Source organism: Mesorhizobium sp. P171375 (assembly GCF_057786075.1).
This window is the reverse complement of record NZ_JBYNWF010000001.1, coordinates 1,208,196-1,221,317: the sequence shown is the minus strand read 5'-3', so window position 1 is coordinate 1,221,317 and position 13,122 is coordinate 1,208,196. Positions and strand designations below refer to the sequence as shown.

The 13,122-nt window shown below is 63.2% G+C and carries 12 protein-coding genes; 6 read left to right on the top strand and 6 right to left on the bottom strand.

The genetic code is table 11. The features are described 5' to 3' along the window. Positions 1–330: 330 nt before the first annotated feature. From ACYHH6_RS06110 to ACYHH6_RS06085, 6 genes are all read right to left on the bottom strand, one after another. Positions 331–1,734, bottom strand: coding sequence for an MATE family efflux transporter (locus tag ACYHH6_RS06110; protein ID WP_352582626.1), 1,404 nt, complete (start codon positions 1,732–1,734; stop codon positions 331–333). Positions 1,735–1,921: 187 nt separating this feature from the next. Then, on the bottom strand, positions 1,922–2,683 hold the full coding sequence (locus tag ACYHH6_RS06105) for an SDR family NAD(P)-dependent oxidoreductase (RefSeq protein WP_352582628.1): 762 nt from the start codon (positions 2,681–2,683) through the stop codon (positions 1,922–1,924). A gap of 10 nt (positions 2,684–2,693) precedes the next feature. Further along, positions 2,694–3,506, bottom strand: a complete 813-nt coding sequence (locus ACYHH6_RS06100; protein ID WP_352582630.1) for an ABC transporter permease — start codon at positions 3,504–3,506, stop codon at positions 2,694–2,696. Continuing rightward, a complete protein-coding gene (locus ACYHH6_RS06095; protein WP_352582632.1) occupies positions 3,506–4,369 on the bottom strand; it encodes an ABC transporter permease in 864 nt (287 codons plus the stop codon). The genes ACYHH6_RS06100 and ACYHH6_RS06095 overlap by 1 nt, the downstream gene beginning before the upstream one ends. Positions 4,370–4,432: 63 nt before the next feature. Beyond that, positions 4,433–5,596, bottom strand: coding sequence for an ABC transporter substrate-binding protein (locus ACYHH6_RS06090; RefSeq protein ID WP_352582634.1), 1,164 nt, complete (start codon positions 5,594–5,596; stop codon positions 4,433–4,435). Then, entirely contained in the window at positions 5,577–6,713 is a 1,137-nt protein-coding gene (locus tag ACYHH6_RS06085; RefSeq protein WP_352582636.1) for an ABC transporter ATP-binding protein, read from the bottom strand. Before ACYHH6_RS06085 ends, ACYHH6_RS06090 begins: the two co-directional genes overlap by 20 nt. A 120-nt stretch (positions 6,714–6,833) precedes the next feature. On the opposite strand from ACYHH6_RS06085, the gene ACYHH6_RS06080 reads away from it, so the two are divergent. The 6 genes from ACYHH6_RS06080 to ACYHH6_RS06055 all read left to right on the top strand — a co-directional run bounded on the left by ACYHH6_RS06080 (position 6,834) and on the right by ACYHH6_RS06055 (position 13,121). Further along, the gene (locus tag ACYHH6_RS06080; RefSeq protein ID WP_352583276.1) at positions 6,834–7,637 is read left to right on the top strand and encodes a response regulator transcription factor; all 804 of its coding nucleotides are present in this window, start codon (positions 6,834–6,836) and stop codon (positions 7,635–7,637) included. Positions 7,638–7,852: 215 nt separating this feature from the next. After that, the gene (locus tag ACYHH6_RS06075; protein ID WP_352582638.1) at positions 7,853–8,770 is read left to right on the top strand and encodes an AraC family transcriptional regulator; all 918 of its coding nucleotides are present in this window, start codon (positions 7,853–7,855) and stop codon (positions 8,768–8,770) included. 228 nt (positions 8,771–8,998) lie between these two features. Beyond that, a complete protein-coding gene (locus tag ACYHH6_RS06070; protein WP_352582640.1) occupies positions 8,999–10,270 on the top strand; it encodes an ABC transporter substrate-binding protein in 1,272 nt (423 codons plus the stop codon). Between the two features lie 98 nt (positions 10,271–10,368). Then, entirely contained in the window at positions 10,369–11,235 is an 867-nt protein-coding gene (locus ACYHH6_RS06065) for a carbohydrate ABC transporter permease (protein WP_352582642.1), read from the top strand. Then, positions 11,232–12,059: a carbohydrate ABC transporter permease gene (locus ACYHH6_RS06060; protein ID WP_352582643.1), complete on the top strand. Its 828-nt coding sequence runs from the start codon at positions 11,232–11,234 to the stop codon at positions 12,057–12,059. The genes ACYHH6_RS06065 and ACYHH6_RS06060 overlap by 4 nt, the downstream gene beginning before the upstream one ends. A 15-nt stretch (positions 12,060–12,074) precedes the next feature. Further along, positions 12,075–13,121 (top strand): NAD(P)-dependent alcohol dehydrogenase, encoded by a 1,047-nt coding sequence (locus ACYHH6_RS06055; protein WP_352582645.1) that lies wholly within the window; start codon positions 12,075–12,077, stop codon positions 13,119–13,121. Position 13,122: the final 1 nt, after the last annotated feature.

Genomic DNA, 13,122 nt, shown 5'->3' with positions numbered 1-13,122 from the left:
CGCTCCGCGAGTAACGTCGCGATGCGATGGTCGGAGTCAATCATTCCGACCCTAGAGCGATGTCAGTTTATGGCGGTCAAACCCAGCCTTTGCTGAATTCGTGAACGCTTATCCGAAGGTCGCGTTTCGCCCCCGATTAAGACGTTCTGAGACGGAGGCTGAACGGCATCGGAGGGTCAGCTAAAAGACTACGCTCGCACCGGTCGCGAAGGTCCGCTATTGAATATCCATGGCCCGAAGCCGCCAATCCGCTTCTGGCCCAAAAGGCGACATCAGACATCTGCTCTGCATTGACTGCTTCGGGCAATAGGCGGACCGATTGGTGCGCCATCAATGGCTGAAGACGAGCGGCGGCGCGATGCGGTCGCGCCTGAGCCAGCGCGCCAGGAGCAGCACCGCCACCACCGCCAGACCCGACGCCAGGCCGATCCAGATGCCGACGCCGTGCAGGCCGAAATGGAAGGCGAGCAACACGCCGAGCGGCAGGCCGATGCCCCAATAGCCGACGGCGGCATAGATCATCGGCACCTTGGTGTCGTGCAGGCCGCGCAGCATGCCGGCGGCAACGGCTTGCGCGCCGTCGAAAATCTGAAACAGCGCCGCAAAGGCCAGGAACGACACGGCAAGCGCGATCACTCTTGCATTGACCGGATCGGTCATATCGATGAAGGCGCTGATCAGCAGATGCGGCCACAGCACCATCACCAGCCCCATCAGCGCCATGAACGAGACGCCGATGACGAAAGCGGTCCAGCCGGCGCGTGAAACGCCTGCCGGATTGCCGGCGCCGTGGGCCAGGCCGACGCGCACCGTGACCGCCTGGTTGAGGCCGAGCGGCACCATGAAGGAGATCGAGGCAATCTGGATGGCGATGGCGTGCGCGGCCAGCGAATCCGCATCGATCAGGCCCATCAGCAGGGCGGCCGCATTGAAGATCGTCACCTCGAAGGCGAGGATGCCGGCGATCGGCAGGCCGAGCCGCAGCAGGCCCTTGAAGCGTGGCCAGTCGGCGCGCCAGAAGCGGCCGAACAGGCGATAGCGGCGGAACTTCTTTTCCAGCATCACCACCGCCGCCAGGCCAACGAACATCAGCATGCTCGACAACATCGTGGCAAGTCCTGAGCCCGCAATGCCCATCGAGCTGATCCCGAGATTGCCGAACATGAACACCCAGTTGAAGAAGGCGTTGCAGGCGACGGCGACGAAGACGATGACCAGCGCCCAGCCCGGCCGCTCCAACGCCGAGATGAAGGAGCGCAGCACGATATAGCCGTAGAAAGGCAGCACCGCCCATTCGAGCCAATGCAGATAGATACCGGCTTGATGGGCGAGCGCCGGCTCCTGTCCCATGGCCAGCAGAATGGCTTCCCCATGCCAGAGGAAGATCCAGATCGGGATGGCGATCAGAATCGCCAGCCACAGGCCCTGGCGCACGGTGCGGCGCAGGTCGCGCACGGAATGGCGGCGGCGGCCAAGCTCGGTCGCCATCATCGGCGAGGTCGCCAGCATCAGGCCGAGGCCGAAGATCAGCGGCATGAAATAAAGGTTGGCACCGAGCGCGCCGCTGGCCAGCGTGTCTGCGCCCAGACGCCCCATCATCATGACGTCGGTGGCCGTCATCGCGGTCTGGCCGAGATTGGTCAGCACCATCGGCCAGGCGAGCGCCAGCGTCGCCCTGATTTCCTGACGCCAAAGATTTTCCGGCGCACGAGCGCCGGCTTCGATCGCAGACATTGTCCTGCTCTTTCCGATTGCGGCGCGTCGGCAATAGGCCGGAAGCCGCACTTCCAAACGGCAAAACCTTCGGTTTCGCGGCGTTTGTGCCGTTCTATTGGACGAAATGCCACATTAAGGCAAGCGAGGAGGGACAGGCAGAGATTGAGCCAGAGACGCGAGACCCTCCCATCCGGCCGTCCTTGGATCAGCCGATGCTTTCGCCGCCGTCGATGACCAGTGCCTGGCCGGTCATAAAGGATGAGCGGTCGGAGACGAGGAACAGGATCGCTTCGGCGATCTCCTCGGCGCTGGCCCAGCGACCCATCGGGATATTGGTGCGGACATAGGTCTCAATCGCTTCGCGTCCGCCCATCTGGGCGATGAACGGCTCGTTGAAGGGCGTATCGACCCAGCCGGGGCAGAGCGCGTTGACGCGGACATTATGCCGGGCATAGTCCAGCGACATCTGCCTGGTCATCGCCACCACCGCATGTTTGGAGGTGGCATAGGCAATCATCTCGCGGTCGTAGAATACGCCGGAATTCGAGGCCGTGTTGAGGATGACGCCGCCACCTTGCGCGACCATTGCCGGCATGACGATCCTCGCGGCCAGAAACTGCGCCCGTACATTGATGCGCCAGGACGCATCCATGCCATCGACTTCGACCTCGGTCAGCGCCCCGCCGACTTGGATGCCGGCATGATTGTGCAGGATGTCGATCCGCCCGTGCTTGTCGAGCGTGCCACCAATGAGTTGCTCGACAGCCGTGTCGTCAGCGACATCGGTCGCGATCGCTTCTGCCCGCCCGCCAGCCGCGCGGATGTCGGAAGCCGTCACCTCGCCGCTGGCCTGATCCCGGTCTGCGATGACCACGACCGCGCCCTCCCTGGCCATGATCATGGCGCCGGCGCGGCCGATGCCGGAGCCGGCGCCCGTTACCACGGCGATGCGGTCTTTGAGGATCATGATGCGGCTTTCAGTTTGCCGGCTTGCGCTGGCGCAGCTGCCATTGGGCAAGCACCACAAGCAGGACCGAGGCGACGAGCACGATCGTCGCAATGGCATTGATTTCCGGCGTGACGCCGCGCCGGATCGAGGCGAAGACATAAATCGGCAGTGTCGTCTGCGCGCCGGCAACGAAGAAGGCGACGATGAAATCGTCGAAGGAGAAGGTGAAGGCAAGCAGGAAGCCGGCGACCACCGCCGGCATGATCTGCGGCAGCACGATCGAGCGGAAGGTGGTCAGAGGCGTGGCATAGAGATCGCTCGATGCCTCGACCAGATTGCGGTCGAGGCTGGCGAGACGCGTGCCGACGATCATCGTCACCAGTGCCATGGAGAACAGGCCATGCGCGGCAATGATCGATCCATAGCCGAGCGACAGGCGCGGCGGCTGGTCGTCAGGCCAGATCGAGGCGAGGAACGGGTTGAGCACGCCAAACAGCTGGACGAGCGCAACCAGTGTGGAAATGCCGATGACGACGCCGGGAACGACGATCGCGGCACCCATCAGCGCGTCGAAGACGGCGCGGGTTCTGAACCCGACCCGCGCCAGGCCGAGTGCCGCCGCGGTGCCGCACACCGCCGCCAGAAGCGCGCTGGTGGTGGCGATGAACAGGCTGTTCTTCAGCGCCTCGACCAGGAACGGGTTCGACAGCGCGGTGCCATACCACTGCACCGAAAAGCCGGTGAACTCGCTGGCATGACGGCCGGCGTTGAAGGAGAACAGCACGACCAGCGCAATCGGCAGATAGAGGAAGGCGAAGACGGCGGTGACGAAGGCGCGCATCAGATCAGGTCCACCCTGCGGGCGCCCGACACCCGTGTCGAAATGCGGTTGGCAGCAATCAGCACCGCCACCGAAACCGCCACCAGCATGATCGCAATGGCCGATCCGAACGGCCAGTTGCGCGACTGCAGGAACAGGTCGACCAGCGCGTTGCCGATGAAGAACACCTTGCCGCCGCCAAGCAGCGTCGGGATCAGGTATTCGCCGAGCAGCAGGATCATGACCAGCGAGAAGCCGGTCATCACGCCGGGCAGCGAAAGCTTCAGGGTCACGCCCAGGAATGTCGAGAGCGGCGTCGCGCCGAGATCGGCGGAGGCTTCCAGCAGCCGCCGGTCGAGCCGTTCGAGGCTGACATAGATCGGCAGGATCATCAGCGGCAGATAGCCGTAGACGATGCCGAGCAGAACGGCGCCCGGCGTGTTGATCAGCCTGACATCCTCGATGCCGACAAAGGCGAGCAGCGCCGGGATGCCGCGTCCGCCCAGAATGTACATCCAGGCATAGGTGCGCATCAGAAGGCTGGTCCAGAACGGAATGACGACGAGCGCAAGCAGGATCAGCCGCCAGCGTTGCGGCGCCTTCAAGGCAAGGTAATAGGCGACCGGGTAGGCGACGAGCAGGCAGGCAAGCGCGCCCACCGGCGCCAGCATCATCGTGTTCCAGAAAGCGGTCGCCCGCGCCGGAAGGTTGGCGTATTGCGCCAGCGTGAACGCGGCTTGGTAGCCGCCCTCCGGCGCCCGCTCGCCGACGCTGAACACGGCAATGGCGATGAACGGCAATACCAGAAACACCACCAGCCACGCTGTAGCCGGAGCGAGCAGCAGCGCTGTCAGGATATTATGCCGAAATCTGTTGCCGTGCATGAAAAACCGCCCCGATGCCGGCGGACATGTGCCCGCCGGTTGCTTGTCTCCTTCAGGCCGGCTTCAAGCCGACTTGAAGCGTGCCATCAGCTCGGCGCGACCGGGGTCGGTCAGCGTCGCCGCCGCGCCGAATTCCAGCGGCGTCAAAAGGTCGGCCGCCGGATAGAGGATCGGATTGTCCAGCACTTCCTTGGGCAGCAGCTTGTTGACGCGTGCATCGGTCGAGGGCGCGCCATTGGCCAGATGCTCCTTCACCGCAACCTCAGGGGTCATCAGATAGTTGAGCAAGGCATAGCCGGCAGGCTTGTTCGGCGCGTCCTTCGGGATGGCGTAGAAGTCGGTCCAGACCTCGCCACCCTCGTTGCCCAGCACATAGGCGATCTCTGGGATATCGCGATGCAACTGCGCGCCCTCATTCGTCCAGCACATGGTCATCCAGGCGTCGCCCGCCCGCATTCCGGGCTGATAGTCGGACGACACCGCGAACAGGTGCGGCTTGACCTTGAGTAGCAGTTCCTCGGCCTTGGCAAGTTCGTCGGGCTTCAGCGAGTTGAAGGAATAGCCGTAATATTTCAGCGCGTTGCCGATGGTGGTCAGCTGGTAGTCGTGCACCATGGTGCGGCCATCGCCCTCAGCCATGGCGACGTCCCAGAACTCCTTCCAGCTGGTCATCGGCTTGGCCAGCTTCTTGGTGTTGATGGCAAAGCCGGTCGTGCCCCAGTTCTTCGGCACCGCATAGGTCGTGCTGTCGATCGTGCCTTCCGAGGTGAAGCGTGGGTCTTCCTGGGAGCCGTCGAAATTTGGCAGCTTCGCCATATCGAGCGGATCGATGATGCCGAGTTTCTTGTAGGTCGAGATGGTGTAATTGGTCGGCACGAACAGGCTCCAGCCCGAAGCGCCGGCCTGCAGCTTGGCCAGCATCTCCTCATTGGAGCCGAAGACGTTGACGTCGACGGCGACGCCGGTGTCCTTCTTGAAGTTTTCGAAGGTCTGCGGGTCGTGGTAGTTCGGCCAGGTGGCGATCGACATGCGGTCGCCAAGGTTTTCGGCGGCAAAGGCCGGCGTCGGCATGATGCCGATCTCGCGCGCCATCACCGCGGTTGCGATGCCCAGGCCGGTGAGGCCGAGGAAGTCGCGGCGGCCGATCGAGCCGCGCTTCAAACGCATCAGCTGGTCGACGAAGTTCTCAGGGCTTATCGGCAGTCCGTCACGATATGATTTCGACATTTTTTGCTACCCTCTGGTTGGTCCCGTTGTTCTTGATCTCCGGAAACGCCAGCGGCGTCCCGGAGGCAAAGCCGATGGCGACGGGTTCACCCGGCTTGAAGAGATTGCCATGGCCGATCACATGGTCGGCCTTGGCCAGCAGCGTTCCGATGCCCTGGACCTCGATGGCGTATTCCGCGGTCGAACCCAGGAAGATGCGGTTGCGGACGATGCCTTTGAACGGGCCGCCTTCCGTGGCGCCGAGGCTAAGCGATTCCGGACGCAGACTGACCGAAACGGCCTCGCCCTGCTGCAAGGCGGTTCGCTTGCGCGCGGCAATGACGGTGCCGTCGGCGAGCGCCACATTGACCAGGTCGCCTGTATGCCCGGCGACCTTGCCGCTCAACAGATTGGTCTTGCCGACGAAATCGGCGACGAACAGGTCGGCCGGCTCGTCATAGATCTCGTTCGGTTGCCCGAGCTGAACGATGCGGCCGCCATTCATGACGCAGACGAAATCGCTCATCGACAGCGCTTCCTCCTGGTCGTGGGTGACCAGCACGAAGGTGATGCCGATCTCACGCTGCAGGTTCTGCAGCTCGATCTGCATGTCGGTGCGCAGCTTCTTGTCGAGCGCCGCCAGCGGCTCGTCGAGCAGCAGCACCGCGGGCTTGTTGACCAGCGCGCGCGCCAGCGCGACACGCTGCTGCTGGCCGCCGGAGAGTTCGTGGATCTTGCGGCTGCCATAGCCGGCGAGCCGCACCATTTCGAGCGCCTCGCCGGCGCGCCGGCCGATCTCCTGCGACGACAGCCGTGGCCGTGCCTGACGCAGTCCGTAAGACACATTGGCTTCCACATCGAGATGCGGAAACAGCGCATATTGCTGGAACACCATGTTGACCGGCCGGCGATAGGGCGGCGTACCGGCCATGTCCTGGCCGCGGATAAACACTTGGCCCTCGCTCGGCTGCTCGAAGCCGCCGATCATGCGCAGGCATGTCGTCTTGCCGCAGCCGGACGGGCCGAGCAGGGCGACAAAGGCGGAGGGCGGAATGGCGAGATCGATGCCGGTGACCGCGGTCACCGCGCCATAGCGCTTGGTGACGCCGCGAAACTCAATGTCGGGCACTGCGGTCAAAGTGCTGGCCTCCAGCAACAGGGCTATTTCACGACGCTACCAGAGCCAACGGTGGCTAGTATATACCTCGTAGGTGGTATATCTGATGTATTTTCTCGTTTAAGGGGGTATAGGTTGAGTGTGTCCCGCAGCGACGAATACGCCCTGCTCGCTGCGCTTGTCGCGGCGACGCGAGAGACCAGCGGCGACCTGTTCGGCAGCGCGATGGTCAATTGGCTGAGGCAGCATGTCAGCTTCGACCACTGCGTGATCTTCGGTTATCGCGGCGCGGCGCGTCCGTCGCTGCTGTTCGAAACCTTCTCGCCGGCCGAAAGTCATGTCTTCGTCACGCTCTATCAGGAAGGCCCCTATCTGCTCGACCCGTTCCACCACGCGGCCGTCGAGCGCAAGGAGGGGTTCTGGCGCATGCGCGAACTGGCGCCCGACCGCTTCTATGCCAGCGAGTATTTTCGCACCTACTACAGCCAGACAAGACTCGCCGAGGAGCTCGGCTTCTTCGTGCCATTGCCCGGCAAGGATGCGCTGGTGCTGTCGCTGATGCGATTGCAGGCCTCGGGGGCCTTCGGCACCGCCGATGCCAGGCTGCTGCGCGACATGGCGCCGGCGGTGATCGGTTTCGCCCGGTTGCGCTGGCCAGCTCTCGCGGCCGACGAGCCTGACGAAGCGGAGCAAGACGAGACGATCGCCGCGGTCAATGAGTTCGACCGCGCCCACATTTGGGAGAGCCTGTCGCTGACCCCGCGCGAAAAGCATGTCGTCGACCTGGTGCTGCAGGGGCATTCCACCGAGTCGATCGCGAGAGCGTTGCGCATCGTGCCGGGAACCGTGAAGGTCCACCGCCGCAACATCCACCGCAAGCTCGGCATCAAATCCCAGGCCGGGCTGTTCGCCCGTTTCATCGAGATCATCGAGAGCCGGCGCTGACGTCGTGAAGATAGAGATCTCACTTGCCGGCGACAGACTAGAGCGTTTCACCGTTTCAGGGAAACGGTGAAACCGCTCTATCTCTTTGTTTTTACGCAATTCCCAAGGGAAAGCGCTACGCGCTTTTCCCGGGAAAACCGCTCACACTTTTCCTGGAATTGCTCTAGGAACGAGCGGCGACCGGACCGCATCCGGATTCGCCCGGAGAGCAGACGATGGCATTCAGGCGCAGAAAGAATACGGCCGCGATCCCGCGCACGGTGCCTGCCTTCGAGCATATCGTCACCGAGGCGAGCGACAGTTTTCTGTGGCGACTCGACGACTATCCCTGGGAGCGCAATGTCTGGAATTTCCATCCGGAGTACGAAATCCATCTCTTGCGGAAATCCTCCGGCGTCGTGCTGGTCGGCGACCATATCGGCGAGTTCGGGCCGGGCTATCTGGCTATTGTCGGCGGCGGGCTGCCGCATGACTGGGTGACGTCGGTGCAACCCGGCGAGCTGATCGAAGGCCGCGACATCGTTCTGCAGTTCGATCCCGAAAGGCTGCGCGGATCGGCCGGGCTGCTGCCGGAACTGCGCGAGCTGGAGCCGTTCCTGGAGCGGTCGCTGCGCGGCATCGTCTTTCACGGCAAAACCGCGCTCGAAGGCGCCGCGCTGATGGAGCGGATGGGCACGGTGCACGGGCTCGCCCGGCTCTGCCTGTTCCTTGAGCTGGTCGACCTGCTGGCCAGGACCGACGAATACGAACTTTTGTCGTCGCCGGATTTCTCACCCGCCCTCGATGCAACCTCGCTTGATATCATCCAGCGCACGCTGACCTATCTGTTCCAGCATTTCGCCGAGGACCTGAAGCTGCCGGAGGTGGCGGAACTGGCCGGCATGAGCGAAAGCACGTTTTCGCGCTTCTTCCAGAAGAACACCGGCAACTCCTTCAGCGACCACATCGCCAAGCTTCGGCTCTGGCAGGCCTGCAAGCTGCTGGCCGACACCGATATTCCGATCACCGACATCTGCTTCCAAGTCGGCTATATGAACATCTCCAACTTCAACCGCGCCTTTCTGCGCAAGCACAGGATGACGCCGTCATCCTATCGCAAGCTGTCGCGGCAGCGGCTGACGATGCGCGCCTGAAAACCGGCCATCCCGACCCATCGGTACTCATCTGACGGACACCGTCCCCGAGGAGCCGATTTTGCAGCGCACAATGCATAAAAGTACAGGTCTGCTGCAACGGGGCTTCTAGCGCGGCCTTTAGCAACTCCTCATTTTGGCGATGGGTGGCTTGTCGCTCGGGCGATGGCGAGGATCGCGCAACCGAGGACTTCCGCTTCCTGCGACTGTTCCTGGAGGAGAAAATCAATGAAACCAATTCGGCTCGCTGCGAGCTTAAGCGCAGCTTTCATGCTCACCACCACCCTCTCGACCATGGCGCTGGCGGCGCCGGTCTGCTCGGCACCGGTCAAGGTGCTGGCGCAGCCGCGCGACGGCCTGACGCTGCTGGAAGAGTCCAAGGACGAATTCCAGAAACTGGCCGGCGCCAGCTTCCAGATCGACTATCTCAACGAGAACGATCGCCGGGCAAAATCGCGCGCCGATGCGTCCACTGTCGGCAACTACAACGTCTACTACGTCGACGAAGCCAATGTCGCACTGTTCGCCTCGTCGAAATGGATCGTGCCGCTGACCGATTATTATCCGGCTGACTATGACTATGCCGATTTCGATCCGGGCCGGCAGAAGGTCGCCACCTACGACGGCAAGGTCTGGTTCGCGCCACTGACCGGCGGCGGCGACCTGATGGTCTATCGCAAGGATGTGCTGGAAGCCGCCGGCATCCAGCCGCCGAAGACGCTGGACGAGCTGATAGCCGACGTGCCGAAGCTGACCGACCCGGACAAGGGCATGTATGGCATTGCACTTCGCGGAGCGCGGGGCTCGGGCGCCAATGTCTGGCGCTGGATGCCGTTCTTCAAGGCCTATGGCGGCAAATGGTTCGACGGCGACAAGCCGGCTTTCAACTCCGAGGCTGCCGTCAAGGCGACCGAGACGTACCTGAAGCTGTTCAAGGATTCGGCGCCCGGCACGCAGACCGGCAGCTGGGATGAATCGACCGGCGCGTTCCTGTCGGGCCAGGTCGCCATCCTCGTCGAATCCACACCGCTGTCGGGTATGGCGGTCGACCCCAAGACGTCGCAAGTGGTCGGCAAGATCGGCTTCCTGCCACCGCCTTCGCCGCTGACCGGCGGCGGTTACGGCCATGGGCTCGCCATTGCTGCCAAGGCCAATGCCGATGACGCCTCGAAGAAATGCGCCGGCCTGTTCATCGCCTGGGCGACGTCGAAGGAGAATGAGAAGCGCCGGCTCGACGCGCACCAGTTCGGCGAGCTCAACCGCACCAGCATCCTGTCCAGCAAGGAGTTCGCCGACATCTATGGCGCCGATCTCGGCCAGGCGCTGGCCGAGACCGGCAAGGTGACGGCCGTCAACTTCTGGCAGGATCCGCGCTGGCCGGATCTTGGCGACCGCTGGGGCATCATCCTGGAAGAGCTGGTCACCGGCACGCGCACCGACGTCAAGGGCGGTCTCGACGAGCTCGAGGCCTACGCCAACGAGCTGATGAAAAAGAAGTAATCCTCCCGCCCGCGGCGCGCGGTCCACGGCATTCGATTGGATGCCGGGACCTGTGCGCCGCGGGTCTCCCCCCGAAAGGCATAGCCCGAGGATAGGCAATGCGCCGACGCTCTTCCCTGCCCGTGACGTTTCTGGTTCCGACGCTCGCCATTCTCCTGGTGCTGTCGATGGTGCCGACGCTCTACGCCATCGTCATCGCGCTGCAGAACCGCGAACTGAGCTCGTCGGACTATTCCTGCGTCTGGCTGTCGAACTTCATCGATCTGTTCCTCGACCGGCGTTTCCTCAACGCCGTCTGGGTGTCGGTGAAATGGGAAATCGTCACCGTCGTGGCGACAATGGTGGTGGCGATCGGGCTCGGCGTGCTGATGTTCGAAGCGGCGTCGCCGCGGCTGCGTAACATCTACTGTCTGCTGTTCATCATCCCGGTGCTGTTGCCGCGCGTATCGGCAGCCTTCGTGTGGAAGTTCGCCTATCATCCGCTCTACGGCATCGCCACCTACCCCTACCGGCTCATCACCGGTGGACTGATCTTCGATCCGCTGTCGAAGCCGTCGACGGCCTTGTTTGCCGTCGCCTCGGTCGATGTCTGGCAGTGGGGGCTGTTCTTCGCCGTCATCGTGCTGAAGCTTTTGGAGACCTTGCCACCGCAGCCGATCGAGGCGGCGCGGCTCGACCACGCCAAACGCTGGCAGATCCATGCCTATGTGACCTTGCCTATGCTGAAGGCGCCGCTGATCAGCCTGATGTTCGTCAAGATGATCGAGTCGTTGCGTTCCTTCGACCTGATCTATGTGATGACGCGCGGCGGGCCGGGCGTGGCGACCGAAACGCTCGACATGTACGCCTTCTCGCAGGGCTTCATCGAATCCGGCAAGGTGTCCTACGCCTCGGCCATGGCGGTGCTGATGATGATCGCCACCGTCATCACCTTCACCATGCTGTGGAAGCGGGTGCAGGCATGAGGCCCCGTCGCACAAGATTAGGCCTGATCATCGGCAAGACCATCCTGGCGTTTGCCGGTTTCATGGCGGTGTTTCCACTCGCCTGGACGGCGCTCAATTCGCTAAAAAACAATGTCGACATCATTACCCGCGTGCCGCGCCTGGTGTTTTCGCCGACATTCGACAACATCCGCTACATCATCGGCCGCGACAGTGTCATGACCGGGCTATACAATTCGGTCATCGCCTGCGGCTGCGCGGTGCTGATCGGCGTCGTGCTCGGCCTGCCGGCGGCCTATGCGGTGGCGCGCTATCCCAACCGCTTTGCCGGCGACATCCAGTTCTTCGTTTTGTCGCTGCGCTTCCTGCCGCCGGTTGCGGTCGCCATTCCGCTGATGGTGATCTGGCTGCAGATCGGCCTCTACGACACGCTGCCGGCGCTGATCGTCACCTACTCGCTGCTCACCATCTCGGTGATCATGTGGCTCGCCATCCCTGCTTTCCAGGCCGTGCCCAAGGAAATCGAGGAAGCCGCCTTTGTCGACGGCTACGGCGCCTATTCGGTGTTCTGGCGGATCGCGCTGCCGGTTGCGGCGCGCTCGCTGATCGGGGCCGTGGCCTTCAGCTTCGTGCTGGTGTGGAACGAGTTCCTGATCGCGCTGATGCTGTCGAGCTCCAACGCCAAGACCTTGCCGATCGTCGCTTCCGAATTGTCCCAGCAAGGCATGAACGTGCCGTGGGGCATCCTCAACGCTTCGGTCGTGCTGTTGTCGCTGCCGCCGCTGCTTTTCCTCGGCGTGCTCAGCGGCTTCCTGAATTCCGTTTTCCGGCAAAAAAAGACTTGATGCGAGGACTGACCGATGCGGGCACTGGTGCTTGAGAAAAAAGGCGAACTGTCGCTGCGCGAGATCGCGCTGCCGCTCGACGTCGGACCGGACGACGTCAAAATCGCCATCCACACGGTCGGCGTCTGCGGCAGCGACGTGCACTATTACACGCATGGCGCCATCGGCAGCTATGTCGTGCGGGCGCCGATGGTGCTCGGCCACGAAGCTGCGGGAACGATCGTCGAGGTCGGCGCCAATGTCGAGACGTTCAAGATCGGCGACCGCGTCTGTATGGAGCCGGGCGTTCCGAACCTGTCGTCGCGCGCGACCAGGCTTGGCATCTACAATGTCGATCCTGATGTCAGCTTCTGGGCGACGCCGCCGGTGCATGGCGTGCTTGCGCCTTACGCCGTGCACCCGGCCGCCTTCACCTACAGGCTGCCGGACAATGTCTCCTTTGCCGAAGGCGCGATGGTCGAGCCCTTTGCCATCGGCATGCAGGCGGCCAGCCGCGCCCGCATTGTCCCGGGCGATGTCGCCGTGGTCGTCGGCTGCGGGCCGATCGGCATCATGATCGCGCTTGCCGCCCTTGCCGGCGGCTGCTCGAAGGTGCTGATCTCCGATTTCTCCGCGCCCAAGCTCGAGATCGCCGCGCAATATGCCGGCATCGTGCCGGTCAATATCGGCGAGCAATCGCTGGTCGATACGGTCGCCGCCGCTACCGACAATTGGGGCGCGGACATCGTCTTCGAGGCGAGCGGCAGCCCGAAGGCTTTCGCCAATTTGTTCGATGTCGTGCGGCCCGGCGGCGCTGTGGTGCTGGTCGGGTTGCCGGTCGAGCCGGTCAGCCTGAACGTGCCGGCGGCGATCTCCAAGGAAGTGCGCATCGAGACGGTGTTCCGCTACGCCAACATCTTCGACCGCGCGCTGCAGCTGATCGCTTCGGGCAAGGTCGACCTCAAGCCGCTGATCACCGGCACCTATGCTTTTGCCGACAGCATCGAGGCCTTCGAGCGGGCGGCGCAAGGCAACCCGCAAGACGTCAAGCTGCAAATCCTGCTCACCGGCGAGAAGGGCTGAT

What these genes read in the sequence shown, in the direction of transcription:
- ACYHH6_RS06110 (WP_352582626.1), bottom strand. Translation starts at nt 1,734, where the DNA reads ATGTCTGCGATCGAAGCCGGCGCTCGTGCGCCGGAAAATCTTTGGCGT.
- ACYHH6_RS06105 (WP_352582628.1), bottom strand. Translation starts at nt 2,683, where the DNA reads ATGATCCTCAAAGACCGCATCGCCGTGGTAACGGGCGCCGGCTCCGGC.
- ACYHH6_RS06100 (WP_352582630.1), bottom strand. Translation starts at nt 3,506, where the DNA reads ATGCGCGCCTTCGTCACCGCCGTCTTCGCCTTCCTCTATCTGCCGATT.
- ACYHH6_RS06095 (WP_352582632.1), bottom strand. Translation starts at nt 4,369, where the DNA reads ATGCACGGCAACAGATTTCGGCATAATATCCTGACAGCGCTGCTGCTC.
- ACYHH6_RS06090 (WP_352582634.1), bottom strand. Translation starts at nt 5,596, where the DNA reads ATGTCGAAATCATATCGTGACGGACTGCCGATAAGCCCTGAGAACTTC.
- ACYHH6_RS06075 (WP_352582638.1), top strand. Translation starts at nt 7,853, where the DNA reads ATGGCATTCAGGCGCAGAAAGAATACGGCCGCGATCCCGCGCACGGTG.
- ACYHH6_RS06070 (WP_352582640.1), top strand. Translation starts at nt 8,999, where the DNA reads ATGAAACCAATTCGGCTCGCTGCGAGCTTAAGCGCAGCTTTCATGCTC.
- ACYHH6_RS06065 (WP_352582642.1), top strand. Translation starts at nt 10,369, where the DNA reads ATGCGCCGACGCTCTTCCCTGCCCGTGACGTTTCTGGTTCCGACGCTC.
- ACYHH6_RS06060 (WP_352582643.1), top strand. Translation starts at nt 11,232, where the DNA reads ATGAGGCCCCGTCGCACAAGATTAGGCCTGATCATCGGCAAGACCATC.
- ACYHH6_RS06055 (WP_352582645.1), top strand. Translation starts at nt 12,075, where the DNA reads ATGCGGGCACTGGTGCTTGAGAAAAAAGGCGAACTGTCGCTGCGCGAG.